Genomic DNA, 24,856 nt, shown 5'->3' with positions numbered 1-24,856 from the left:
TTATTCTCGTCCTTTCTCAATCATGTCGATAATCTCCTTCAACTCATCGGTCGAAATTTTCTGCTCCTTCGCAAAAAAAGAGACCATTTCCTTATAAGAGTTCTCGAAATAGTTGTTCACCACATTCCCCATAAACGTTCGTTTATATTCTTCCTGTGGAATCAATGACCTGTATTCGTAAGTATTTCCGTAACGCTTTGCCTTCACGTATTTCTTACGTTCCAGATTCTTCACAATAGAGGCGATTGTCGTATAAGGAGGCTTAGGCTCTTCATACTTCGCCAGGATGTCTTTGATAAAACATGGCTCAATCTGCCAGATCCAACGCATCACATCCTCTTCCTGTCTCGTTAATCTTTCCATTTTCAATATTATTTTTTACGATCGTATCGCAAAGCTACGAATACGTCGTAAATGCACAAGAAATTATATGTTAATTTGTACTAACGATCCAACACAGGAATCCATTTCCTGCAACAAAGCGGCATGACAAACGTTAAAATTAGCAGTTTTTGCACGTAATCTGTATAGTTTTAAAATAGCCAACATTTTTTGGCAAAACAATCGCCGGAGCTTAACATATATTGTCTGTAAAAGGCTTGACAAACGGGCTTGACAGGCGTATCTTTGCAATGTGGTTTTTTCATAATAGTATTAGATTTAAGGTTAACAAAGTTGGTTAGGGGTTGTCGTGATGACAATCCTTAATTTTTTATATACCCTCTGCTTCTCTTACGTATCTCGCCTCCGGTCATATTTTCATATTTTTGTAACAATCTTCAAGCACGGCATTGGCAAAAAATTTTTACTTTTAAGCCTCGTAATCAATAAGGAATCCATGTAAATACGAACATCATGAAAATGTTATCTTTTTTTCTTGTACTCCTTTTAGGAGTCTTTATGACTGCCGGAGACCTTTCGGCTTCGGATACAGAACAAAATCCTCATTATATTCAAGTAAAGAACAGCGGGGATCTTCATGCCTATTTCCGGTATGCTCCTGACCGCCCGATTGTGATCAGCGGACATCGTGGCGGAATGCTGGACGGTTATCCGGAGAACTGCATCGAATCGTTCGAGAAGACCCTGTCCTATATGGAATCGTTTTTCGAGATCGATCCGCGCTTGACAAAAGACGGGGTGATCGTGTTGATGCACGACGAAACCATCGACCGGACAACCACCGGAAAAGGGAAAGTTTCGGATTACACCTATGCGGAGCTACGACAATTCAATCTGGTAGACCGTAACGGCAACGTGACTGCTTTCAAGATTCCGACCTTGAAAGAATGCCTGGAATGGAGCAAGGGCAAAACAATCCTGAATTTGGATATCAAAGATGTGCCCTTGGAGGTCATGGCTGATTTTATCGAAAAAGAAAAGCCTGTCAACGTCATGTACACGGTACATAACGCCGGTCAGGCCCGCTATTATCTCGACCGGGAACCGGAGGCCATGTTTTCCTGCTGGTGCAAGAATCGGGAAGAATTCGATAAATATGAGAAAGCCGGTATTCCTTGGAGACAAGTGATGGCTTATGTCGGACCGAAAATGAAGCCCGAGCAGCAACCGTTGTACGATGACCTGCACCGAAACGGTGTCATGTGCATGATTTCCGTTGCCCCGACACACGACCGGGCAAAAACGGAAACAGAAAAAACAGCCGGTTACCAGTCAGAGATCAGCACTCGTCCCGATGTGATCGAAACGGACTATCCATACCTGTTTCAAGGGCTCGATTTAACAAAATAACGTGGTTTAAAAGGTTCTTTAAATCAAGTTAAAATCTTTTTACCATTCGTACCCTCCAGATTAACAAGTATTAGCCGTAAAACGCTTGACAAACGCTCTTGACAAGCGTATCTTTGCACTGTGGTTTTTTCATAATAGTATTAGATTTAAGGTTAACAAAGTTGGTTAGGGGTTGTCGTGAGACAGCCTTTAATTTTTTATAGAAGTCCCATTCCTCTCTCAGGTATAAAAAACAGCCTATGAAAAGACCGGTCAAGACAGTTTATAGATGTTTCCCGGCAATACTTTTATCTTCCCGCTTATTTCCAATTCGAACAGTTGCGTAGAAAGTTGATGCACCGGCATGTCCAGAGCCAAGGCAAGTTCGTTGATATGGATCTCATTCTGTGTCCGCATGATGGCTAAAACCGGATTTTGTTCCGGAGTGGAAATGTCCGTATCGAAAAAAGGCAGTTCCGCTTGAACAGGAGTAGCCGTGGCTTGAATATCCCAACAAAGAGCAGAGATCAGATCATCGGCAGAGGTAATCAAACCGGCTTTGTTTTGCCGGATAAGATTGTTGCAACCTTTGGAATGGTTGTCGCCGACACGCCCCGGAAAGCTGCAGACATCCCGTCCATAAGAAAATGCAATATCGGCTGTCACCAAAGAGCCGCCCTTTTCAGCCGATTCGACCACGATCGTACAATCCGACATTCCGGCGACAATCCGGTTTCGCCGGAGGAAATTTGGACGATCCGGCTCTGTCCCGCTGGGAAAATCAGTCAACAACCCGCCCGATTCCAGCAGTTCCACAGCCGTATTCCGATGGGAAGAAGGATAAATACGATCCAGACCATGCGCCAGCACGGCAACGGTCGGCAGTTGGCTACGCAATGCACTTCGGTGAGCACAGATATCAATACCGTAAGCCAGTCCACTCACGACCAACAGCCCTGGTATTGTCTCCGCCAGGTCTTTTATAAGGGATTCGGTAAGCCCCCGACCGTATTCCGTCGCGTTGCGAGTACCCACGACACTGATGATACGAGTTGCATCAAGGTCCGTATTTCCCTTGAAATAGAAAAGCACAGGGGCATCCGGGCATTCCCTCAGGCGTAGCGGATAATCCGTATCGGCCAGATAATAACAGGAAATATTATTTTTCTCGATAAAAGCCAACTCTTTTTCCGCCCGTTGCAGGATTTCCGGACGTTTGATTTCGGCTGCGATATGGCTACCGATACCCGGAACTTTTTCCAATAACGGCTTTTTTTCTGCAAACACCGCCTCTGCATCTCCCAAAGTTTGCAGGAGATGCCGTGCCAGGATATCTCCCACGCCGTTTATCATAGTAAGGCCAATTTGGTAAATCCGTTTGTCTGTCATGTATGTTCTATTCTTTTTAGCATTTCGTCGAAATATTCGCCACGTGTCAGCTTCCCGTTCTCGACGATAACCGACTCAACGATTCCTTTCGTTGCCAGTACATTGTCGGAAGCCCTGTAAATATCCTGCTCGAACACAAGCTTGACACCTTTTTTATATATATTGAGGCAGGAGATATAGCGGTCGCCGCTTTTAAGGGAGGTTTTATACTGGATCTCTACCCGCGACACAAATCCGTCAATGCCTTTCTCATGCATCTTTCCGAAATTCTCACCGAGCGATTCCAGGAATTCATGCCGGGTATGTTCCATATAATGCTGGTAATTGGAGTTGTTGACCACTCCCTGCAAATCGCATTCGTAGTCGCGGACTTTGTCTGTCAGTTTAAAAATATACTCTTTCATCATTCAAAAACTTTCTCAAGTTGAACTTTTTCCATTTTATACAATCGGTCGGACGGCCGGATCTTCTCGCTTACCTTACAAGAGAACCGTTCGCCTTTGACAGTCTCGGACACCGGTTTCAAGCCTACACGGATTTCGTCTATCGTCTGCATGACTGCACCCGTTGTCGGCCCGGTAATCAGGATTTCATCGCCCACTTTCAAGCTGCCTGATTCCATTTCGAACTCCGCCACGCCGATCTTGTCGAAATATTTGATCCCTTTGGCGACATACACTTTCTTCTTGGTCGCTCCCGAACCATATTTGCTGCTCCATTCGCCCAACCGTTGCCCCAGGTAATAACCGTCCCAGAACCCCCGGTTGAACACGCTGCCGAGACGTTCGTCCCAAACGGCAACCTTCTCTTCGTCGAACGTGCCGTTACAGTAGGCACGCACAGCCTCCTTATAACATTCAGTCACCAGACGGACATATTCGGGACCGCGGGCACGTCCTTCGATCTTGAATACCCGTACGCCTGCATCCATCATCTTATTCATGAAATGAATTGTTTTCAAGTCTTTAGGCGACATGATATACTGGTTTTCGATATCCAGTTCGATATTGCTGTCTTTGTCTTTTACCGAATAAGCACGCCGGCAGATCTGCATGCAGGCTCCGCGGTTGGCGGAAGCGTTCATTTCGTGCAGGCTCAGGTAGCATTTACCGGAAACGGCCATACAGAGAGCCCCGTGGGCAAACATTTCGATGCGGATCAGTTCTCCTTTCGGCCCCGTGATCTGTTCATCGACGATCTGCCGGTAGATTTCATGTACCTGCTTCAGGTTCAGTTCGCGTGCTAAGACGACGACATCGGCAAAACGGGCATAGAATTTCAGCGCTTCCGCATTGGAGATGTTGAGCTGTGTGGAGAGATGCACCTCTTGCCCGATGCTGTTGGCATAGCTCATGGCCGCCACATCTGCCGCAATGATCGCCGAGACCTCCGCCGCCTTCGCCGCGTCGATAATCTCACGCATCAGTGGCAAGTCTTCCCCGTAAATAACCGTATTGACGGTCAAGTAACTCTTAAGACCATGCTCACGGCAGATTGCAACGATCTTACGCAAGTCGTCTGTCGTAAAATTATTGGAAGAGCGCGAACGCATATTCAACCCTTCGATACCGAAATAGATAGAATCGGCTCCTCCCTGGATAGCCGCCATCAGTGATTCGTACGAACCGACAGGCGCCATTATTTCAAAATCTTTCTCGTTCAAGTCCTTATACATTTACTGATTCGTCCGCAAAGGTAGGAATAATATCCGAGAAGAATGGCATGAGCATCCGTTTACGTCTTTCCCGGCATGGAACGGCTATAGCACAACCGCAGAATGTTTGTGGAACAATGCCACAAACGAACAGAGTATCTTTTGTCCCTGTTTTTTTTAGCAGGAAATCAGTACCTTTGCAGCTGTTATTGATGATATAATATGAAAATAGGAACAATTGATTTAGGGGAACGTCCCGTCTTCCTGGCTCCGATGGAAGATGTTACAGATATTTCTTTCCGGTTGATGTGCAAACGTTTTGGCGCCGATATGGTTTATACCGAATTCGTTTCGGCAGACGCCCTGATCCGCAGTGTAAATAAAACACAGCAAAAGCTGAACGTGGCAGATGAAGAACGTCCGGTCGCCATCCAGATATATGGCCGCGATGTTCCGACAATGGTCGAAGCCGCACAGATTTGCGAAGCCGCTCATCCGGACATTCTCGACATCAATTTCGGTTGCCCGGTCAAACGGGTGGCAGGCAAAGGAGCCGGCGCCGGCATGCTGCGCAATATTCCGCTGATGCTGGACATCACCCGCGAAGTCGTCAAAGCGGTGAACATCCCTGTCACCGTCAAGACCCGCCTGGGTTGGGATGCCGACAACCGGATCATCGTGGATCTGGCCGAACAGCTGCAGGATTGCGGTATCGCCGCCCTTTCCATCCACGGACGTACACGGGCACAAATGTACACGGGAGAGGCTGACTGGACGCTGATCGGCGAAGTAAAAAAGAACCCCCGCATGCAAATTCCCATCATCGGTAACGGCGATGTTACTTCTGCTGAAATCTGCAAGCAACGTTTCGAACAATATGGTGTGGATGCCGTTATGATCGGCCGGGGCAGCATAGGCCGTCCCTGGATTTTTAGGGAAGTGAAACATTTCTTGAATACTGGCGAACTATTGCCAACCGAATCTTTTTCCTGGTATCTGGATATACTGAAAAAGCAAGTAGAACAGAGTGTGGAACGTTTGGATGAGCGCCGGGGAATTCTCCATATCCGCCGCCATTTGGCTGCAACCCCGTTGTTTAAAGGTATTGCCGACTTCAAACAGACACGTATCGCCATGTTGCGTGCGGAAACGGTTGAAACACTATTCGACATCCTGGATTCCATACCCGGCAGATTTCATACAGACAATGTATTTCAATGCGACCCTCAAGTATCAAAATCCACAGATTATTGATATTATAACAGAATGAATCCGCGCACAGTGTCACTTTTTAAACAAAAAGTGACAGATTTGCAACAAAATGAAACTACAAACTCTTGCATATTCAGTAAATAACCTTTACATTTGCAGTGAGTTTTTTTCATAGTATTTTAGATCTAAGGTTAACAAAGTCTTTGCAGAGAAGGAGTCGAGAGATTGTTTCACTGGAAAGCAACAAAAAAGCCGCATCCGTTTTTATTATAGGGAGTGCGGCTTTTTTGTGGACTTGAACGAAATAAAAAAAGCCTGTTGCCATTGGCAACAGGCTTTTTTCGTATATACATATATAATGTATTAGTCTTGCAATTTAGCAGAGATGAACTCGCGGTTCAAGCGGGCGATATTGCTAACGGAGATGTTCTTCGGGCATTCCATTTCGCAAGCACGGGTGTTCGTACAGTTACCGAAGCCCAGTTCATCCATTTTAGCGACCATAGCCTTTGCACGGCGTGCAGCTTCCACTCTACCCTGAGGCAACAGAGCCAACTGGCTGACCTTGGCAGAAACGAACAGCATAGCCGAACCGTTCTTACAAGCAGCAGCACAAGCTCCACATCCGATACAAGCAGCAGCATCCATAGCCAAATCCGCATCCTTCTTAGGAATAGGTATCGCATTGGCATCTGGCACACCACCAGTATTGACAGATACAAAACCTCCTGCCTGAATGATTTTATCGTAAGCATAGCGATCAACCATCAAGTCGCGGATTACCGGGAAACCGGCAGAACGCCACGGTTCGATCGTGATCGTCTCGCCATCGTGGAAACGGCGCATATAAAGCTGGCAGGTTGTTGCACCTGTAGCCGGTCCGTGCGGATGTCCGTTTACATACAATGAACACATACCGCAGATACCTTCGCGGCAGTCATGGTCGAAAACGATCGGTTCCTTCCCTTCGTTGACCAACTGTTCATTCAAGATATCCAACATTTCCAAGAAAGATACACTCTGATTGATCTTCTCGATCTTGTATGTCTCGAACTGTCCTTTCTCCTTCGGACCTCTCTGACGCCAAACCTTAAGTGTTACACTTATATCTTTATCCATGATTCTAATTTTTTCTGAAATTGATGATTATTACTTCTTGTAGTTACGTGTTTGAGGAACAACGAACTGATAGTTCAAATCTTCCTTTAACATGACAGGATCCTTGTCCTCGCCCTGGTATTCCCAACAAGATACATACATGAACTTGTCGTCATGACGCAAAGCCTCGCCCTCTTCCGTCTGGTGTTCCGTACGGAAGTGACCGCCACAAGACTCTGCACGGTCCAAAGCATCGTGCGCCATCAAAGTTCCGATCTCGATAAAGTCGGCAACACGCAAAGCCTTTTCCAGCTCCGTGTTCAAATCACCGGCTGTTCCAGGGATCTTGACGTTGCTCCAGAATTCTTTCTTCAAGTCTTTCAACATCTGGATACCCTCTTTCAATCCTTCTGCATCACGTGCCATGCCTACATGTTCCCACATGATATGGCCTAATTTGCGATGGATGGTATCGACAGTTTCCTTACCTTTGATATTCATCAATTTTTCGATACGAGCCTTGATAGCCTTTTCAGCCTCGACAAATTCAGGAAGATCGGTGCTGAAACGCGGAACCTGGATCTGGTCGGACAGATAGTTCTGGATCGTATAAGGCAATACGAAGTAACCGTCAGCCAATCCCTGCATCAAAGCGGAAGCACCCAGACGGTTTGCCCCATGATCGGAGAAGTTAGCTTCACCGATAGCGAACAAGCCCGGAATAGAAGTCATCAATTCATAGTCTACCCACAAACCGCCCATTGAGTAGTGCAGGGCCGGATAGATCATCATCGGCGTTTCATACGGATCATCATCAGTGATCTCTTCGTACATATCGAACAGGTTGCCATATTTCTGCTTAACGACTTCCTTACCCAGACGGTTGATTGCTTCGGAGAAATCCAGGAATACAGCCAGACCTGTGTTGTTTACACCGAAACCGGCATCACAACGTTCTTTGGCCGCACGTGAAGCCACGTCACGAGGAACCAAGTTTCCGAAGGCCGGATAACGGCGTTCCAAATAGTAGTCACGATCAGCTTCAGGGATATCCTTACCTTTCTTGGTTCCTGCCTGCAAAGCCTTTGCGTCTTCCAGTTTCTTCGGAACCCAGATACGGCCGTCGTTACGCAGAGATTCGGACATCAAAGTCAATTTGGACTGGAAGTCACCTTTCACCGGAATACAAGTCGGGTGGATCTGCACCATACAAGGATTAGCGAAGTAAGCGCCTTTCTTGTAGCACTGCCATGCAGCCGAACCGTTGGAAGCCATTGCATTGGTAGACAGGAAGAATGTATTGACATAACCACCTGTAGCAACGACTACGGCATGAGCCGAGAAACGTTCGATCTGGCCGGTAATCAAGTTACGGGCAATGATACCGCGAGCGCGGCCATCTACCTTAACGACATCCAGCATTTCGTGACGAGTGTACATCTTCACCTTGCCCAAACCGATCTGACGGCTCAAGGCAGAGTAAGCACCCAATAACAACTGCTGTCCGGTCTGGCCACGGGCATAGAACGTACGCGATACCTGAGCACCACCGAACGAACGGTTGTCCAGCAAGCCACCGTATTCACGAGCGAAAGGCACGCCTTGTGCGACACACTGGTCGATAATATTGTTGGAGACTTCAGCCAGACGATAAACATTCGCTTCGCGGGCACGATAGTCACCACCTTTGATCGTATCGTAGAACAGACGGTAAACGGAGTCACCATCATTCTGATAATTCTTTGCAGCATTAATACCACCCTGTGCAGCGATAGAGTGTGCACGACGGGGAGAGTCCTGAATACAGAAGTTCAGCACGTTGAATCCCATTTCGGCCAAGGAAGCAGCAGCAGATGCTCCAGCCAAGCCCGTACCTACTACAATTACGTCCAAACGACGTTTGTTTGCGGGATTCACCAATTTCTGGTGATTTTTATAATTTGTCCACTTCTCAGCCAACGGGCCCTGAGGGATTTTAGAATCTATTTGAGTCATAATGATTTATTTTCAATTGAAGATTTAAACCTAAATTAAGCACCTACACCATTCAGGTAGAAAATAATTGTGATAACAGCGAACAAGCCACAAATGATAGTAGCTACCCATTTGGAAATGCATTCCCAACGGTTTAACCAGATCGTGTTGTTCCAACCGATAGTGTGAATAGCAGACCAGAAACCATGAGTCAGGTGGAACCACAGTGCAACGAACCATACCAGATACAAAATCGTATTGACGACATTGCCCTGGAAATAGAAGTTAATGAATGCTGCACCGTCTTGCGGATGGATATCTCCGTGAATACCGGCCAATTCGGCAAACATCATGTTATACCAGAACTGGGTAAAGTGCAAAATCATAAACAGGATGACGATCAGGCCCAAAACAAACATGTTCTGTGAAGCCCATTCAACACCTTTCGGACGGGCATTGATCGCATAACGGTCATTACCGCGTGCTTTACGGTTTTGCAGAGTCAAAATGATAGCATACACAAAGTGCACCACCACACCAACCGCCAACACCAATGTACCGACCAAAGCATACCAGTTGGATCCCAGCAAACCGCAAATCACATTATACGCTTCACCAGAGAATACCGCCGCTATGTTCATACACAGGTGGAACAGTAAAAACAAAATTAGAAAGAGGCCCGATATACTCATTATCAGCTTCTTCCCGATAGAAGAATTAAGTAACCACATAAGATAATAATTTAAGTTATTTAATTGTTTTTAGAAATTTCCTCCAATCTATGGTTATTATTATGCAAAGGTATGCTAAATCCTCATATCACGCAAAAGATTAAAGAAATATTTCGCCAATTAGAATACAGCTTGCCGCAGGTTTTATTTTCACCGAATATCACATCGGATTGTATGAAATGAAAAAATTTCGTTTTTTTGTAGCCGATACAGGCAATCGTTTGCCGGATACAGGATAACTGATCATTATTTAATTGTCATATATATTATGAAAACTGATATTTTTTCTATTGGTGTTTTTTTGTTTTCTCTGTTCTTGGGTTCTTGCCAGCCTTCCCAACCATCCAGCTCCGTCGTCGACACGGGGAAAGCCTTGGATTATAAGATAGGGGATAAACTGTTGTTCTCTTACAACTATGCCACGGTCTACCCGGCTCCGGGCGTCGATTCGGTCTATAAACGCAGCGGTTTCATCCATCCTCTGAAAACTCTGGGAGGCGAAGTGATGACCAATTGTTCTCCCGCCGACCACTACCATCACTTCGGCTTGTGGTACGCTTGGACGAAAACCACGTTCGAAGGGAATGAGATAGACTTCTGGAATCTCAACAAAAAGCAAGGGACGGTCCGCTTCCGAAACTTCGAGCGCATATCCGACAACGGCTTTGTCGCGATGCTGGATCATGTTGCCTACCCTGACTCTCCTGCAGAAAAGGTGGCGATGAACGAACGTCTGGAAATCACCATCGGGACGATATCTTCCTTGCCGGGCTATTATATCGACTACCACACCACTGTCCGCCCCGCCACCTCCAGCCCGATCACCATGGAGGTTCACCGCTATGGCGGTATATGTATTCGTACGCGCGAAGACTGGAACGACCAGACAGCCCAAATGCTCACCTCGGAAGGCCTTTCCCGCGACGAGGCTGACGGTTCGAGAGCCCGTTGGTGCTATTTCCAAGGAAAAGCGGGAGACGAAAAAGCCTGCATCTTGATCGTTGCCGACCCGTCCAACTTGAACTACCCGGAACCCTTGCGTGTATGGGACAAGACCGTCAACAAGCCTGCCGGCGATGTCATGTGGAATTTCTCGCCGACCAAGCAGCAAGCCTTCACCTTGGAACCCGGCAAGGAACTAAGCCTGTCTTATCGCATTTATGTATTGGACCAAAAAATCAACGCAACCACAGCAGAAGTATTGTCTGATTTCAAACGCGATTGATTTCAAAGACAACCGGCTTTTCCGTTTTCGCATGCCTTATTGTCTATTTTTCCCAAATAGCTATTGGTCTAAATCGAAATACTACCCCATAAAAATGGGATTTTTACCCCATATTTTTCGATTTTCCATATAGGGTAATATTTTTTAATAATCTTACATATACTATAACACTGACTGTCAGCATTATGCAAAAAGCACCTTTTTAGGGAGGTTCTTGTATTTTTTCTCTTTTAAAAGACAAGGATGTTGCCCGTTCACGAATAATCATGTATATTTGTGAATTACAAACAAATAAAACAATAACTATGGAAAAAGAAAAGTCGGATCTGAAAATTATGGAAGAAATGGAAAGAAAAGAATTACAAGATCGGTATATTCGCTTCGATTGGGCTATCAAGCGATTGCTGCGACAGAAGGCCAACTTCGACGTGCTCGACGGCTTCCTGACCGTCATGCTGAACGAAAAGATCAAGATCGTCGAGATACTCGAAAGCGAAGGCAACCAGGAAAGAGCCGACGACAAGTTCAACCGCGTCGACATCAAGGCGCTAAACAGCAAAGGCGAAATCATCCTCGTCGAGATACAGAACACGCGCGAAATACACTACCTCGAACGTATCCTATACGGCGTAGCCAAAGCCATCACCGAACATATTTCCTTGGGAGAAGACTACGAAAAAATCAGGAAAGTCTACTCCATCAGCATCCTCTATTTCGACCTCGGCACGGGAACGGACTACATCTACCACGGGCAGAACCAGTTCATCGGCGTGCATACGGGCGACCAGTTGCGTGTCAACACGTGCGAACGCGACGTCCTCGTCTCCCGCCTCCCCGCCGAAATCTTCCCTGAATACATCCTGATCCGCGTGAACGAGTTCGACAAAACAGCCCTCACGCCACTGGACGAATGGATCGAATACCTGAAAGACGGCACGATCCGCCCCGACACGACTGTCCCCGGACTGAAGGAAGCACGCGAGAAGCTGAAATACTACTCCATGTCGCCCGGCGAACGCCTTGTCTACATCCGCCACCTCGAAGACATCAACATCCAAAACGACGCGATCCACACCTCCAAACTGGAAGGAAGAATAGAAGGCCTTGCTGAAGGAAAAGCTGAAGGAATCGCAGAAGGAAAAGCAGAAGGTCTTGCAGAAGGCTTGTGCCAAGTCGCTTCCAAGATGAAAAAGGCAGGGGTAGATATTGCCACCATAGCCACGTGTACTGGCTTAAGTGAAGAAACAATCTTGTCTTTATAAGGGAAAATATCCATATAAAGGGAAATATTATTAAAGTTTGTTTCCCATTAAACCTTTTTGCGTTTGATTCGTCTACAATTCTACGTGTTTATGTATATTTACGTGGTGATAAGTGTTTTTTAAGCAGAATACCTGAAAAATATGACGAAGAGAGTGAAGTGGAGCGTGACGGCTGCAATTGTTTTGATGATTGCAGGGATGATTGTTTACCCGCAGATTAAAAGCCGTATGAAAGCATCCAAAGATGCTGCCGAAGTGGTTCCGCCTGCCGGAAGCCAAGTTCGGAAACAAGTTTTGAATATCAATGCAGAAGTGCTGAAATACCAGTCGCTTACCGATAAGACTATCGTGACCGGCAGTACGATTCCGGATGAGGAGGTAGACCTCTCGTTTGAGTCGTCGGGCAAGATCGTGGCCATCTATTTTACGGAAGGCACGCACGTGAAAGCCGGCGACCTGCTTGCCAAGATCAACGACAAGCCGTTGCAGGCGGAACTGAAGAAGCTGGCAGCTCAGATACCACTGGCGAAAGACCGTGTCTACCGCCAGCATACGCTTTTGGAAAAAGACGCAGTCAGCCAGGAAGCGTATGAACAGGTGGAGACCGAATATGAAAAGCTGATGGCAGACATAGAACTGGTAAAAGCCCATATCGCCCAGACCGAACTCCGGGCGCCGTTCGACGGGATTATCGGCCTCCGCAATGTCAGCGAAGGAGCCTACGCTTCCCCTTCGACCGTTATCACCAAGCTAACAAAAATATCTCCCTTGAAAATAGAGTTCTCCGTTCCCGAACGCTACTCTGCCGACATCAAGGACGGTACGCCGATCGTGTTCAGGATGAACTCGTCTGTCGGTATGATGCAGGACTACAAAGCGACCGTCTACGCCGTAGAGAGCAAAATCGACGAGGCGACCCGCTCATTGAAAGTGCGTGCGACCTATCCGAACCGGGACGAATCGATCGTGCCGGGACGTTATACCTCCGTCGAAATCACCCGCCGCGACATAAAAGACGCACTGGCGATTCCCAGCGAGGCGCTGATCCCGGAAATGGGAAAGAACATCGTCTATCTGTATAAGAGCGGTGTGGCCGAACCGGCCGAGATCATCTTAGGGCTCCGCACGGAAAGCCAGGTCCAGGTACTGAAAGGGTTGAGCGTGGGCGATACGGTGATTACTTCCGGCGTGATGCAGCTTCGTACGGGGATGAAAGTTTCGATTGATAACCTGAAGTAGAAGGCAGCATGGCGAATATTTCTGAAATCAGCATAAAAAGGCCGGTTCTTTCGACCGTGATGACGATTATCCTCCTGTTGTTCGGGATGATCGGTTATAAGTTCTTGGGAGTTCGTGAATTTCCGAGTGTGGACAACCCGATTATTTCGGTCAACGTGACCTATCCGGGAGCCAATGCCGAAGTGATCATGAACCAGATCACGGAACCGCTCGAACAGAACATCAACGGTATTCCGGGCATTCGCTCGCTGAGCAGTGTCAGCAGCCAAGGGAGCTGCCGCATCACGGTAGAGTTTGAACTGTCTGTCGATCTGGAAACAGCGGCAAACGACGTACGCGACAAGGTTTCGCGTGCCCAACGCTACCTGCCCCGCGACTGTGACCCTCCGACGGTATCGAAAGCAGATGCCGACGCGACCCCGATCATGCAGATCGGAATCCGAAGCAGCAAGCGATCATTGATGGAGCTGAGCGAGATAGCCGAACTGACGGTGAAAGAGCGGCTTCAGACCATTCCGAACGTGAGCGGCGTGGACATCTGGGGACAGAAGCGCTACTCCATGCGCCTGTGGCTGGATCCGATCAAAATGGCCGGCTACGGAGTTACTCCCCTGGATGTGAAGAACGCAGTAGATGCCGAAAACGTCGAGCTTCCCTCCGGCAGCATTGAAGGGAACACAATCGACCTGTCTATCCGCACGTTAGGGCTGATGCATACGGCAACGGAATTCAATGATTTGATCATCAAACGTGACGGCGACAATATCATCCGCTTCCAAGACATAGGGCGAGCCGAAGTGAGCCCGGAAGATTTGCGAAGCATGATGCGCAAGAACGGCGAACCGATGGTTATCGACGTTATCATCCCGCAACCGGGCGCCAACCAGATCGAGATTGCCGATGAGGCATACAAACGTATCGAGCAGTTGAAGAAAGACCTGCCAGAAGACGTAACGGTCGAAATGGTGTACGACAATACCCGCTTCATCCGTGCTTCCATCGCAGAGGTGGAAGAAACCATCTATGTGGCCTTTCTGCTCGTGGTGCTGATTATCTTCCTGTTCCTGCGCGACTGGCGCGTGACGTTGGTCCCGGTGGTCGTCATCCCCGTTTCATTGGTCGGGGCCTTCTTCGTGATGTATGTTTCCGGCTTCTCCATCAATGTTTTGACGATGCTGGCGGTGGTGCTCTCGGTCGGGCTGGTGGTGGACGATGCGATCGTGATGGCAGAAAACATCTACGTCCGCATCGAGCAGGGAATGGAGCCGAAAGAGGCCGGCATAGACGGGGCGAAAGAGATATTCTTTGCCGTCGTGTCGACGACGGTAACGCTCGTCTCCGTGTTCCTCCCGATTGTCTTTATGGAAGGCATGACCGGACGCCTGTTCAAGGAGTTCAGCATCGTGATCGCCGGCTCCGTAACGATTTCGTCCTTCGTGGCTTTGACCTTTACGCCGATGTTGGCGACCAAGCTGTTGAGGAAACGCGAGAACAAAGGCTGGCTGTACACGAAGACGGAACCTTTCTTCGAAGGCATGAACAACATCTATGCAAAATCGCTGAACGCATTCCTGAACCGCAAGTGGTGGTCCATACCGATTGTCGTGATCCTCTTCGGCTCCATCGGTTATTTCTGGCGCACCATCCGTTCCGAACTTTCGCCATTGGAGGACCGCTCATCCATCTCGATCAACATACGTGCGCAAGAAGGAGCTACTTTCGAATTTATCCGCGACTTCACAGACCAGGTGGCCGCCATGGCCGACACGCTGGCGCCGGAACGTAAATCCCTGACGGTTCGTGCGAATAACAGCATGGGCTTCATCACCGTCCTGCTCCCCGACATCAAAGAACGCGAACGTTCGCAAATGGAGATCGCCGACGTCCTCTCCAAGCATGTACGCGGCAAGACGGAGGCGCGTGCTTTCGTCCAGCAACAATCGACCTTCGGCGGACGCCGGGGAGGAATGCCTGTACAGTATGTATTGCAAGCAACAAGCCTGGAGAAACTGCAGGAGTTCTTGCCTGCTTTCATGCAGAAGGTGAACGAAAGCCCGGTGTTCCAGATGGCAGACGTGAACCTGAAGTTTACGAAACCCGAAGCCCGCATAGAGATCAACCGCGACAAGGCCTCTTCGCTGGGCGTCAGCACCCGCACGATCGCCCAGACACTGCAATACGCATTGAGCGGACAGCGCATGGGATATTTCTATATGAACGGGAAACAGTATCAGATATTGGGCGAGATCAACCGCCAGCAGCGCAACACGCCGTTGGACCTGAAATCCATTTATGTCCGCAGCGATGCCGGAGAAATGATCCAATTGGATAACCTCGTCACGCTGAAAGAAGACGTTGCCCCTCCCCAACTCTACCGTTACAACCGCTTTGTGGCGGCAACCGTTTCCAGCGGCCTCAACAAAGGCTACACGATCGGCGACGGCCTGGACGAGATGGACCGCATCGCCTCGGAAACACTGGACAACAGTTTCCGCACGGCTCTGTCGGGCGAGTCGAAAGAATTTCGCGAAAGTTCATCCAGCCTGATGTTTGCCATGATCCTGGCGCTGCTTATGATCTATCTGGTCCTGGCCGCGCAGTTCGAGAGCTTCAAGGACCCGCTGGTCGTGATGTTCACAGTCCCGTTGGCTATTGCGGGAGCGCTGATATTTATGAGCTATTCGGGCGTGACCATGAATATATTCAGCCAGATCGGTATCATCATGCTGATCGGCCTGGTGGCGAAAAACGGTATCCTCATCGTGGAGTTTGCCAACCAGCGCCAGGAAGCGGGGTTGAGCATGGCGGAAGCGATCCGTTCGGCTTCCACGCAGCGCCTGCGCCCGATCCTGATGACCAGTATTTCGACAATCTTAGGATTGGTCCCGCTGGTATACGCATCGGGCGAAGGGGCGCAGGGACGTATCGCGATGGGTATCGCCGTAGTGGGCGGCATGATCGTTTCGACATTCCTGACGTTGTTCATCGTCCCGGCAATGTACAGCTTCATTTCTACGGACAGGAGATCAAGAACCAAGAATTAAAAATCAAGAAATAAAGGAATTGAGAATGAAGAGATTTCTTTTACTGATATGTATAGCATTTGCAGCCGTTCCGGCCGGGGCGCAACAGGTGTTCAGCCTGGACGACTGCATCCGGACCGGGCTGGAACGTAATTACTCCATCCGCATCGTCCGCAACGAACAGCAGATAAGCGACAACAACGCGACACCCGGCAATGCCGGCTACCTGCCGACCGTCGACCTGAGCAGCGGCTTCAGCGGCACGCTCAACAACAACAGCAACAAGCTCTCCGACGGGACGACGGAAAAAACAAACGGCATCCACAACGAGACGGCAGACGTCGGCCTGAATGTCAACTGGACCGTCTTCGACGGATTAGGCATACAGGCCACCTACGACAAACTGAAGGAGTTGCAGAGCTTAGGCGAACTGAACACCCGGATGACGATCGAAGACTTCGTCGCCGATCTTTCGGGCGAATACTACAACCTGATCCGCCAGAAGATACGCCTCCGCAACCTCCGTTCCACGCTCGATCTGTCCCGCGAACGCTTGCGCATCGTGGAAGAACGGTATTACATCGGCTCGATGTCCCGCCTGGATCTCCAACAAGCACAAGTCGACTTCAATGCCGACAGTTCCAATGTCCTGAACCAGTTGGAACAAGTGCATACTTCCCGTATCCGCCTGAACCGCCTGATGGCTTTGGAGGATGTGGAGGAACAACTGCAGATCAAGGACTCCCTGATTGCCCCCAACCCGTTTCTCGACGAGGTGGAACTCTGGAAAAGCACGCTTGCCGCCAACTCCGCCCTGCTGATCGCCAAGAAGAACCGGGTGATCTCCGAGCTGGACTACAAAAAGATAAAAAGCCGCAACTATCCGTATGTCAAGCTGAATGCCGGATATGGCTATACGGCGAACTGGTACGAAGTGGGAACGACCGACCTCCAACGCCGTCTCGGGCTCAACTACGGAGTGACGGTCGGCATCAACGTGTTCGACGGTTTCAACCGGAAACGCGAACAACGGAATGCCCGGATACAGATCCAGAACCAGGAATTGCGTACACAGGAACTGGAACTGGGGCTACGGGCCGATATGAGCAATTTCTGGATGGCCTACCGCAATAACCTGGACTTGTGGAGCCTGGAAAAAGAGAATTTAGTCGCGGCACAGGAGAACTACCGGATTGCGATCGACCGCTATAAACTGGGCGACCTGTCCGGCATCGAACTGCGTGAAGCCCAAAACAGCCTGCTCGAAGCGGAAGAGCGCCAGTCTATCGCCGAATATTCCACTAAGATATGCGAAATCTCCCTTTTGCAGCTCAGCGGGAAGATCATGGACATGTTCCATGAAAATGATTAACTTTGCAAAGTTAACGACTTATGGTTTTAGATTAAATCATGATTATCCCCAATGCTAATATACTAAAAAAAGGCGTACTTTTGTACAGAAGCATCCGCTACCGCAGAGGCTTCGGAGTCCATTCGCCCTTCGTCTTCAACCTGATCACGAAAGTGATCGAGGAGCGTTGCCAATACTATAGCTTCCACGACATCGAACTGATCCGCAGGCAGCTGCTTTTCCAAAAAGGCGAGATCACCTATCCCGACCGCCGCCAAAAGGGGAAAATGCGCAGCCGCCCGATCGGCCGGATTGTCGAACGCGAAGCGATACGTCCCAAACACGGCGCCCTGCTCTTCCGCCTCGCCAACTATTTCAGGTCGAAACATATCCTTCAGCTCGGCCCCTCCATGGGCTTGTCCACTTTGTACCTGACTTCATACGCATCCGATCTGAAATGTATCGCTCTGGAAAACGTGCCTGAGTTTGCCACCATCGCCCGCATCGCTTTCGACAAGGCTGCCCGCAACCCGGTCGACCTGCGCGTCGGAAGATATAAGGATTTGCTCCCAAAAGCCCTGGATGATATGGGGCAACTCGATTTCGTCTTTTTCAACACCCTGTATGAGCAGCAAAACAACGGTTGGCTGTTTGAAAAATGCCTGAAACATGTGCATGCCAATACGATCTTTGTCTTCGAAGGCATCAAAGCCAGCCGCAAAATGCGCGAGTTCTGGCAGGAAGTATGCAGCCATCCCGAAGTAACGGTGACGATCGATCTGTACTCAATGGGAATCGCGTTTTTCAACAAGAAGTTGCATAAGAAGGATTATATCGTTTATTTCTGACTTTCTGCCGTTAACGGATACATGCTAAAAAAGGAAGCTGGTAAGCGGATTTTTTCGATTCCGCTTATCAGCTTCCTTTTTTCCCTTACCGGACCACGAGATGATACTGCTATTTGAAAATCGGGACAAAAATAGATAATTGCAGATCCCTTGTTTCCGTACTACCGACTACATAATTCCGATAAATCCTGTTAAATCCATTTTTATAAGACAAATCGACCTGAAACCAATTGAAGTCATAGCCGACTTTCACAACAAGCGGAATATCGAATTTATTATCCTCCAAATTAGCTTTGGCTGTCGTATTAAAATAGATAGTCGGTTCCACTCCGACTCCGGCCTTTAATCCTTTCCATAATTTATATCCGGCGACAACATTCAACGACAATCCATTAAATAATTTTATACCATCATAAATGGCGCCACCCGGCTGTTGTTCGCCATAATCAACATCAGGGGCTAATCCTTGTTCCTGAAAAGCGATGTTCACTCTCCTTGCTTGATACAACAAAGCTGCATCAATTAAAAAATGATTTTTAGATTCATACTGGAATTGATATCCGGCATTAAAGCTAAAACAATGGTCCCACTTCAAGTCTTTTCCCCTGATAATAACATGTTATTGATTTTCGACTTGTGCATCCAGCTATCACCTCCACCGACTACAATACCCGATTTGATCTGTGATTGTGACAACACAGGAAACAATAATAAACATGCAAACAAAATAAATGTCTTTTTCATATCACTCTCTTTTTTTGATTCTCCCAAATGTAAGGATATTATTGACGCGATAATACAAATTGTCTAAATTTAATAATTGTTGTTTATTTGAAATAAAAATTATCTCTACCAAACTTTTCATGTGCAAGGATATGCGCGCTGGCTTCACCCAGTGTCTCGTCCTGGTTTAGGTAGACAATGCCCCTCTCCCGCCACATGGCAAACCTCCGTAGTGCTTTTCATTGTCTTTTTGGAGGAGAACAAAATTTTTGCTTAATTTTGTCAGGACAGCCTCGTCCAGGAACAATATAGAACATGGTCAACCCGTTTTGTAACCGGAACAGGCGAAGGCATCTTTACCCCCTTGGGTTTATCCGATAATAATCTTATAATCAAATTACTATACGCAAAAGTGACGATGATTTTCGGATTATGATAATAAATAAACAATCCGAATCCTTGCACAAATCCCAGAATCTGACGAATATTGTATTTCTTTTTGCAACATCCGGCAAGGATGTGAGATTATATAATAAAAGAACGATAAGTTATTGTCATATGAAAAAGAGCATTATATACACAGGGACCGGTGACAAGGGAACCACCTCCTTGGTTGGCGGCGAACGGGTGTCGAAAGCGCACCAACGTATCGAGAGTTATGGCACGGTCGACGAACTGAACTCGTTTATCGGGTTGCTGATCACTTCGCTGGAAGAAAAAGCGGATCAGGATTTCCTGCTGTTTATACAACACAAGCTGTTCACGATCGGTTCCTATCTGGCAACCGACCAGGAAAACACGGAACTGAAAATAGAAAGCAAGGTGACGCCGGAAACAATCACCCGTATCGAACGGGAAATAGACCGCCTGGATAACGAATTGCCCAAGATGCGCAACTTCGTTTTGCCGGGAGGAAGCCGTTCGGCTTCTTTGGCGCATGTGTGCCGGACAGTCTGCCGACGTGCCGAACGCCAGATATACCGCTTGGCGGAGACAATCCCTGTTGAAGAACCGGTCCTGGTTTTTATGAACAGACTGTCTGATTATCTGTTTGTTCTGGCACGTAAAGAATGCATACGGAATAATGGCAAAGAAATTATCTGGGATTATACTTGTATCTAAAGAATATTGTTTTATTTTTGCGGAAAATTTGAGAACCTGACCGCCGAAAGGTGGTTATTAATACTTGACAGCTATGTATTGGACATTAGAGTTAGCTTCAAAACTGGAAGACGCACCCTGGCCTGCAACCAAGGATGAATTGATTGACTATGCACAACGTTCTGGTGCGCCACTGGAAGTGATTGAGAATTTGCAGGAAATGGAAGATGAAGGTGAGATTTATGAATGTATGGAAGATATCTGGCCCGACTATCCAAGTAAAGAAGACTTTTTCTTCAACGAAGAAGAATATTAATCTCGCTCAAATAGATTAAATTAAATATCAGCGCGATAAACAAATCAAACTTGTTTATCGCGCTGGTGTTTTATAGCAATAAAATTTGCCTGATTTATAAAGAGATTAAAGTCGAGAAAAGATAGCAGCTCTGCGTTCTATGTTGGATAAATGTGTATATTTGCACAAATCATGTTGGTAAAATGTGATTTGTGGACAAAAACAAGACTTCGCTGCTTCCTGTAGAGGTTAAAGCCGGTATTCGTTTGGGTGGTAAAAGCCTTGGGATATATATTGATCGTTTCACTGCCGGATTGGCTTTGCGTTTTTCCATGAATAACCTGAAACGAGATGGTACGATTCCTAATCTCCCCATATTTCTTGCGGACTGGACCGAAAGATTGTTAAAGATATAAGACTTTTTATTTAGGAAGAATGACCTGATATGCAATTTATCTCATTCTTTTTCGTTTATTTTTCCATAAAGGTGAGTAAATTTGCTTGCTTTTTGTAGTTGTTATAGAAAATCGAATGAACAAATATCTCCTGCTTATCATCCTTTTGGTAACCGGGCTCACGGGAGCACGGGCGCAATACGACTCGCAGCTAAGCCAGTATTTCATGGCGTTGGGATACTACAACCCGGCGTATGCGGGGGTTGCGGGAGATTTGAATATGCTGGCGCTGTCTCGCTTGCAATATGTCGGGATCGACGGGGCGCCGACTTCTTTCTTCATCAATGCGGATATGCCGCTGAAGATCGGCAAAACCAATCACGGCGTCGGGATGGTCGTCTTTACCGAAGGAATCGGGCTTTTCGTCAATACACATGTCAATTTGCAGTATGCTTATAAACAGAAACTGTTTGGCGGCACACTCAGCATTGGCATGCAATTCGGAGTCGTAAACCAGTCGTTTGACGGAGAAAAGGTCTTTTACCCGACCAGCCAGTTCCATCAACAGGAAGACCAGGCGATCCCACAGACGCAGGCAAGCGGAATGGGTTTCGACATGAATGTCGGACTTTACTATCACCGCAAGAATCTTTATGCCGGCTTAGGTGTCACACACTTAAACAAGACGGAGATATCGTTGGACGATTATTCTTCCATGTATCTTGCCAGCACATATAATTTGATCGCCGGATACAATATTCAGTTTCGAAACCCGTTGTATGAATTACAACCGTCTGTATTCTTGAAAACAGACATGCAGAGTTTTCAGGCGGACATAACCGCACGGTTGTTTTATAATAAGATGTTTAACGGAGGTCTTTCCTGGCGTGTGAATGAGTCGGTGATCCTGTTGTTAGGAGCCAAGATCGGGAGTTTTCAGGTTGGATATGCGTATGATTTTCCAATCTCTACCATACCCATCTTGAAAGCCACGAGTGGAAGCCACGAATTGGTAGTGAGCTACAAGTTGAAGTTGAAAAAATCGAAGTCAGGGAAGAATAAACATAAAAGTGTACGTATATTATAGTATATGAAAAAAGTATTGTTAGTACTTGCGGCGGTAGCCCTGTTTTCCTCATGTGGCAAAACCCTTTCCGGCGGCGGGGGCGAAGTGACGGGGGTACGATCGGTTGCGTTTAACGAACCGGCCCCTTACGGGATGGTTCTGATCAAAAGAGGCTCATTCGAGATGGGACCCGCAGATAAGGATTCCTTGTGGGGGATCAATCCGGAAACGAAAGGCGTCTCTTTCGATGCTTTCTGGATGGACGAGACAGAGGTGACGAATGCCAAATACCGCCAGTTCGTCTATTGGGTGCGCGATTCCATTATCCGTGAACGCCTGGCCGATCCGGCTTACGGCGGCAACGACCTGTTTAAGATTACCGAAGACAAATATGGCGAACCGGTGACTCCGCATCTGGACTGGAGCCGCCCGATTCCTTGGAAACGCGCCAATGAAGACGAGATGCGGGCGATCGAAAGCGTCTATACCGTAAATCCGGTGACCGGCGAAAAGACCCTGGACCCGAAACAGATGGTCTATCGTTACGAATGGTACGACTATACGTCGGCTGCCCTTCGCAAACACAACCTGGACCCGGCAGCCCGTGTGCGTAACACCGATATCCAGGTCGACCCGAACGAGGTGGTCATGATCTCCAAAGATACGGCCTACATCACCGAAGAAGGCGAGATCGTGAACGAAACCATCACGCGCCAGCTTAGCGGCCCGTGGGATTTCCTCCATACCCGTATCGTGAATGTCTATCCGGACGAGAGTTGCTGGGTGAACGATTTCAACAATGCTTATAACGAACCTTATATGCGCATGTACTTCTCGCATCCGGGCTACGACGAGTACCCCGTGGTTGGTGTTTCCTGGGAACAGGCGACCGCTTTTTGCGTATGGCGCACCAACCTGTTCAAGGAGTCTTTGAACTTCCCCAGCGGACAGGCCATCGAACCGTTCCGCCTGCCGACCGAAGGCGAATGGGAATATGCGGCCCGTACAGGCAAGAACGAAAACAAGTATCCGTGGGCCGGCGACGAGCTGGTGAGCGGTAAAGGTTGCTTCTTAGGAAACTTCAAGCCGGGCAAAGGCAACTATACGGAAGACGGGCACCTGATCACGTCGCGCGTCGGCTCTTTCGCACCAAACGAATTCGGCCTCTACGACATGGCCGGAAACGTGGCGGAATGGACATCGACCTCTTATTCCGAATCCGGGCCGAGCCAGATGAGCGACATGAACCCCGACCTGCGCTACAACGCAGCCAAGGAAGACCCGTACGCAATGAAAAAGAAAGTTGTTCGAGGCGGTTCATGGAAAGACGTGGCACAGTTTATCCGTTCGGATATGCGCACCTTCGAATACCAGAACGAAACGCGTTCATACATCGGTTTCCGTTGCGCCCGTACACAAATCGGTTTTTCAAGAGCAAAAGGTAAAAAATAACGAATACACATCACATCATGGGAAAATATAGAAGATATAAAAACAGAGTGGAAATGTATCTCGCCAGCGAAAGAGGAAAGCGAGTGCTGAATTTCTGTTATAGCTGGGGCGCCTCCATCGTTATTATCGGCGCCCTGTTCAAGTTGTTGCACTTACCGTATGGAAACCAGATACTATTTGTGGCCATGACGGTAGAAGCATTGGTATTCTTTATCTCTGCATTTGAAAAGCCATTCAACGAATATCACTGGGAAGAAGTCTTTCCGGTCTTGAAATCGAAGAATCCGCTCGACCGTCCGGATTTTGCCAATACGCCCATGTCCAATCTGGTCAATTCGCCGGAAAACACGACCAACGACGAAGTTTCCGGCAGGCTGGACATCAACTTAGGAGGCAAACAAGCCTCCGGATTAGGCAGTCTCGGCTTGGATGTGAGCGAAGAAGACACGAAAAACCTTTCCGACAGTATCAAGAAGCTGAGCGGTGCAGCCGAACAGATTTCCAAGATGGCGGAACTGACGGAAGCCACCCAGAAGTATCTGGAGCAACTTTCGGGCATGTCCGAGAATATGGAACGTTTCAGCCAGGTGACCCATTCGCTGACCGATGTTTCCGACACACTCTTGAACTCGTATAAGAGCATTACGGACAATTCGGATGGCATCAACCAGAATTCGCGCGGTTACGTGCAGCAGATGGAAATGCTGAACCGCAACATATCGGGCTTGAACACGATCTACGAAATACAGTTGAAGAGCATCAGTTCGCAGATCGAATCGATCGAACATATCAACGGCGGCTTGAGCCGCATCCGCGAAATGTATGACGGCTCCGTGGTCGACAGTTCCGTGTTCCGCAACGAAACGGAAAAGATGACGCGCCAGTTGGCCGAATTGAACCAGGTCTACAGCCGCCTGTTGCAGGCCATGACAGTCAACATGGGGTATCAACAACCTGCACAGCCTCAGCAGCCTGCTTACCAACAGCAGCCCGCACAGCAGCAGAATTACCAACAGCAGGCCTATCAGCAACCGTACGGATATCAGCAGCAGGCTCCGTATACAAACAACCCAATGAAGTAATCGGA

23 protein-coding genes are annotated in these 24,856 nt (G+C 48.0%); 14 read left to right on the top strand and 9 right to left on the bottom strand.

Annotation, left to right across the window (positions count from 1 at the left end; genetic code table 11):
* Entirely contained in the window at positions 1–363 is a 363-nt protein-coding gene (locus BQ9893_RS17685) for a BlaI/MecI/CopY family transcriptional regulator (protein WP_075967141.1), read from the bottom strand.
* Positions 364–861: 498 nt separating this feature from the next.
* Between BQ9893_RS17685 and BQ9893_RS17680 the strand changes: the two genes are divergently transcribed.
* The gene (locus BQ9893_RS17680) at positions 862–1,752 is read left to right on the top strand and encodes a glycerophosphodiester phosphodiesterase family protein (RefSeq protein WP_208610827.1); all 891 of its coding nucleotides are present in this window, start codon (positions 862–864) and stop codon (positions 1,750–1,752) included.
* 252 nt (positions 1,753–2,004) lie between these two features.
* Here BQ9893_RS17680 and dprA read toward each other — a convergent pair whose 3' ends face one another.
* The 3 genes from dprA to BQ9893_RS17660 are packed head-to-tail and all read right to left on the bottom strand — an operon-like array spanning position 2,005 to position 4,783.
* A complete protein-coding gene (gene dprA / locus BQ9893_RS17670) occupies positions 2,005–3,120 on the bottom strand; it encodes a DNA-processing protein DprA (protein WP_075967138.1) in 1,116 nt (371 codons plus the stop codon).
* A complete protein-coding gene (locus BQ9893_RS17665; protein WP_075967450.1) occupies positions 3,117–3,524 on the bottom strand; it encodes an acyl-CoA thioesterase in 408 nt (135 codons plus the stop codon). Before BQ9893_RS17665 ends, dprA begins: the two co-directional genes overlap by 4 nt.
* Positions 3,524–4,783 (bottom strand): peptidase U32 family protein, encoded by a 1,260-nt coding sequence (locus tag BQ9893_RS17660; protein WP_075967451.1) that lies wholly within the window; start codon positions 4,781–4,783, stop codon positions 3,524–3,526. The genes BQ9893_RS17665 and BQ9893_RS17660 overlap by 1 nt, the downstream gene beginning before the upstream one ends.
* Positions 4,784–4,996: 213 nt before the next feature.
* Between BQ9893_RS17660 and dusB the strand changes: the two genes are divergently transcribed.
* Complete coding sequence (gene dusB, locus BQ9893_RS17655) at positions 4,997–6,028, top strand: tRNA dihydrouridine synthase DusB (RefSeq protein ID WP_075967137.1); 1,032 nt, start codon at positions 4,997–4,999, stop codon at positions 6,026–6,028.
* Between the two features lie 321 nt (positions 6,029–6,349).
* Here the strand turns inward: dusB and BQ9893_RS17650 are convergent, their stop codons facing one another.
* From BQ9893_RS17650 to BQ9893_RS17640, 3 genes are read right to left on the bottom strand one after another with little or no spacing between them, the layout of a single operon-like run.
* A complete protein-coding gene (locus BQ9893_RS17650) occupies positions 6,350–7,105 on the bottom strand; it encodes a succinate dehydrogenase/fumarate reductase iron-sulfur subunit (protein WP_075967136.1) in 756 nt (251 codons plus the stop codon).
* A 30-nt stretch (positions 7,106–7,135) separates the two neighbouring features.
* Positions 7,136–9,079, bottom strand: coding sequence for a fumarate reductase/succinate dehydrogenase flavoprotein subunit (locus BQ9893_RS17645; protein WP_075967135.1), 1,944 nt, complete (start codon positions 9,077–9,079; stop codon positions 7,136–7,138).
* Between the two features lie 35 nt (positions 9,080–9,114).
* Positions 9,115–9,789, bottom strand: coding sequence for a succinate dehydrogenase/fumarate reductase cytochrome b subunit (locus BQ9893_RS17640; RefSeq protein WP_075967134.1), 675 nt, complete (start codon positions 9,787–9,789; stop codon positions 9,115–9,117).
* A gap of 268 nt (positions 9,790–10,057) precedes the next feature.
* Between BQ9893_RS17640 and BQ9893_RS17635 the strand changes: the two genes are divergently transcribed.
* From BQ9893_RS17635 to BQ9893_RS17610, 6 genes are all read left to right on the top strand, one after another.
* A complete protein-coding gene (locus BQ9893_RS17635) occupies positions 10,058–11,014 on the top strand; it encodes a DUF6807 domain-containing protein (protein WP_075967133.1) in 957 nt (318 codons plus the stop codon).
* 305 nt (positions 11,015–11,319) lie between these two features.
* Positions 11,320–12,276 carry an Rpn family recombination-promoting nuclease/putative transposase gene (locus tag BQ9893_RS17630; RefSeq protein ID WP_075967132.1) on the top strand — a complete coding sequence of 319 codons (957 nt, stop codon included), beginning with the start codon at positions 11,320–11,322 and terminating at the stop codon, positions 12,274–12,276.
* Between the two features lie 141 nt (positions 12,277–12,417).
* The gene (locus BQ9893_RS17625; protein WP_075967131.1) at positions 12,418–13,515 is read left to right on the top strand and encodes an efflux RND transporter periplasmic adaptor subunit; all 1,098 of its coding nucleotides are present in this window, start codon (positions 12,418–12,420) and stop codon (positions 13,513–13,515) included.
* A gap of 8 nt (positions 13,516–13,523) precedes the next feature.
* Positions 13,524–16,559: an efflux RND transporter permease subunit gene (locus BQ9893_RS17620; RefSeq protein ID WP_075967130.1), complete on the top strand. Its 3,036-nt coding sequence runs from the start codon at positions 13,524–13,526 to the stop codon at positions 16,557–16,559.
* A 25-nt stretch (positions 16,560–16,584) separates the two neighbouring features.
* On the top strand, positions 16,585–17,910 hold the full coding sequence (locus tag BQ9893_RS17615; RefSeq protein ID WP_075967129.1) for a TolC family protein: 1,326 nt from the start codon (positions 16,585–16,587) through the stop codon (positions 17,908–17,910).
* A gap of 38 nt (positions 17,911–17,948) precedes the next feature.
* Positions 17,949–18,737 (top strand): O-methyltransferase, encoded by a 789-nt coding sequence (locus BQ9893_RS17610; RefSeq protein ID WP_394333248.1) that lies wholly within the window; start codon positions 17,949–17,951, stop codon positions 18,735–18,737.
* 109 nt (positions 18,738–18,846) lie between these two features.
* On the opposite strand, the gene BQ9893_RS17605 is transcribed toward BQ9893_RS17610, so the two are convergent.
* Together BQ9893_RS17605 and BQ9893_RS21770 are read right to left on the bottom strand one after the other, a co-directional pair.
* A complete protein-coding gene (locus tag BQ9893_RS17605; RefSeq protein ID WP_075967127.1) occupies positions 18,847–19,332 on the bottom strand; it encodes an outer membrane beta-barrel protein in 486 nt (161 codons plus the stop codon).
* Complete coding sequence (locus tag BQ9893_RS21770) at positions 19,329–19,481, bottom strand: hypothetical protein (RefSeq protein ID WP_167369883.1); 153 nt, start codon at positions 19,479–19,481, stop codon at positions 19,329–19,331. The genes BQ9893_RS17605 and BQ9893_RS21770 overlap by 4 nt, the downstream gene beginning before the upstream one ends.
* Before the next feature lie 537 nt (positions 19,482–20,018).
* Here BQ9893_RS21770 and BQ9893_RS17600 point away from each other — a divergent pair.
* From BQ9893_RS17600 to porL, 6 genes are all read left to right on the top strand, one after another.
* Positions 20,019–20,582, top strand: coding sequence for a cob(I)yrinic acid a,c-diamide adenosyltransferase (locus tag BQ9893_RS17600; protein ID WP_075967449.1), 564 nt, complete (start codon positions 20,019–20,021; stop codon positions 20,580–20,582).
* Between the two features lie 73 nt (positions 20,583–20,655).
* The gene (locus BQ9893_RS17595; RefSeq protein ID WP_005633363.1) at positions 20,656–20,877 is read left to right on the top strand and encodes a DUF2795 domain-containing protein; all 222 of its coding nucleotides are present in this window, start codon (positions 20,656–20,658) and stop codon (positions 20,875–20,877) included.
* A 191-nt stretch (positions 20,878–21,068) separates the two neighbouring features.
* On the top strand, positions 21,069–21,272 hold the full coding sequence (locus BQ9893_RS17590) for a hypothetical protein (protein ID WP_075967126.1): 204 nt from the start codon (positions 21,069–21,071) through the stop codon (positions 21,270–21,272).
* A 115-nt stretch (positions 21,273–21,387) separates the two neighbouring features.
* Positions 21,388–22,338, top strand: a complete 951-nt coding sequence (locus BQ9893_RS17585) for a PorP/SprF family type IX secretion system membrane protein (RefSeq protein WP_075967125.1) — start codon at positions 21,388–21,390, stop codon at positions 22,336–22,338.
* A gap of 3 nt (positions 22,339–22,341) precedes the next feature.
* The gene (gene porK, locus BQ9893_RS17580; RefSeq protein WP_075967124.1) at positions 22,342–23,769 is read left to right on the top strand and encodes a T9SS ring complex lipoprotein PorK/GldK; all 1,428 of its coding nucleotides are present in this window, start codon (positions 22,342–22,344) and stop codon (positions 23,767–23,769) included.
* Between the two features lie 17 nt (positions 23,770–23,786).
* Positions 23,787–24,851, top strand: coding sequence for a type IX secretion system motor protein PorL/GldL (gene porL, locus BQ9893_RS17575; protein ID WP_244155183.1), 1,065 nt, complete (start codon positions 23,787–23,789; stop codon positions 24,849–24,851).
* The last annotated feature ends 5 nt before the right edge of the window (positions 24,852–24,856 follow it).

Source organism: Parabacteroides massiliensis (genome assembly GCF_900155425.1).
GTDB classification, from domain to species: domain Bacteria; phylum Bacteroidota; class Bacteroidia; order Bacteroidales; family Tannerellaceae; genus Parabacteroides; species Parabacteroides massiliensis.
This window is presented reverse-complemented; position numbering and strand designations above follow the sequence as displayed.

Bases quoted from the DNA above. Each gene is read 5' to 3' on its own strand.
- BQ9893_RS17680 (WP_208610827.1), top strand. From the start codon at position 862: ATGTTATCTTTTTTTCTTGTACTCCTTTTAGGAGTCTTTATGACTGCC.
- BQ9893_RS17640 (WP_075967134.1), bottom strand. From the start codon at position 9,789: ATGTGGTTACTTAATTCTTCTATCGGGAAGAAGCTGATAATGAGTATA.
- BQ9893_RS17630 (WP_075967132.1), top strand. From the start codon at position 11,320: ATGGAAAAAGAAAAGTCGGATCTGAAAATTATGGAAGAAATGGAAAGA.
- dprA (WP_075967138.1), bottom strand. From the start codon at position 3,120: ATGACAGACAAACGGATTTACCAAATTGGCCTTACTATGATAAACGGC.
- BQ9893_RS17595 (WP_005633363.1), top strand. From the start codon at position 20,656: ATGTATTGGACATTAGAGTTAGCTTCAAAACTGGAAGACGCACCCTGG.
- BQ9893_RS17645 (WP_075967135.1), bottom strand. From the start codon at position 9,079: ATGACTCAAATAGATTCTAAAATCCCTCAGGGCCCGTTGGCTGAGAAG.
- dusB (WP_075967137.1), top strand. From the start codon at position 4,997: ATGAAAATAGGAACAATTGATTTAGGGGAACGTCCCGTCTTCCTGGCT.
- porK (WP_075967124.1), top strand. From the start codon at position 22,342: ATGAAAAAAGTATTGTTAGTACTTGCGGCGGTAGCCCTGTTTTCCTCA.
- BQ9893_RS17685 (WP_075967141.1), bottom strand. From the start codon at position 363: ATGGAAAGATTAACGAGACAGGAAGAGGATGTGATGCGTTGGATCTGG.
- BQ9893_RS17665 (WP_075967450.1), bottom strand. From the start codon at position 3,524: ATGAAAGAGTATATTTTTAAACTGACAGACAAAGTCCGCGACTACGAA.
- BQ9893_RS17585 (WP_075967125.1), top strand. From the start codon at position 21,388: ATGAACAAATATCTCCTGCTTATCATCCTTTTGGTAACCGGGCTCACG.
- porL (WP_244155183.1), top strand. From the start codon at position 23,787: ATGGGAAAATATAGAAGATATAAAAACAGAGTGGAAATGTATCTCGCC.
- BQ9893_RS17650 (WP_075967136.1), bottom strand. From the start codon at position 7,105: ATGGATAAAGATATAAGTGTAACACTTAAGGTTTGGCGTCAGAGAGGT.
- BQ9893_RS17620 (WP_075967130.1), top strand. From the start codon at position 13,524: ATGGCGAATATTTCTGAAATCAGCATAAAAAGGCCGGTTCTTTCGACC.
- BQ9893_RS17610 (WP_394333248.1), top strand. From the start codon at position 17,949: ATGATTATCCCCAATGCTAATATACTAAAAAAAGGCGTACTTTTGTAC.
- BQ9893_RS17635 (WP_075967133.1), top strand. From the start codon at position 10,058: ATGAAAACTGATATTTTTTCTATTGGTGTTTTTTTGTTTTCTCTGTTC.
- BQ9893_RS17600 (WP_075967449.1), top strand. From the start codon at position 20,019: ATGAAAAAGAGCATTATATACACAGGGACCGGTGACAAGGGAACCACC.
- BQ9893_RS21770 (WP_167369883.1), bottom strand. From the start codon at position 19,481: ATGAAAAAGACATTTATTTTGTTTGCATGTTTATTATTGTTTCCTGTG.
- BQ9893_RS17625 (WP_075967131.1), top strand. From the start codon at position 12,418: ATGACGAAGAGAGTGAAGTGGAGCGTGACGGCTGCAATTGTTTTGATG.
- BQ9893_RS17615 (WP_075967129.1), top strand. From the start codon at position 16,585: ATGAAGAGATTTCTTTTACTGATATGTATAGCATTTGCAGCCGTTCCG.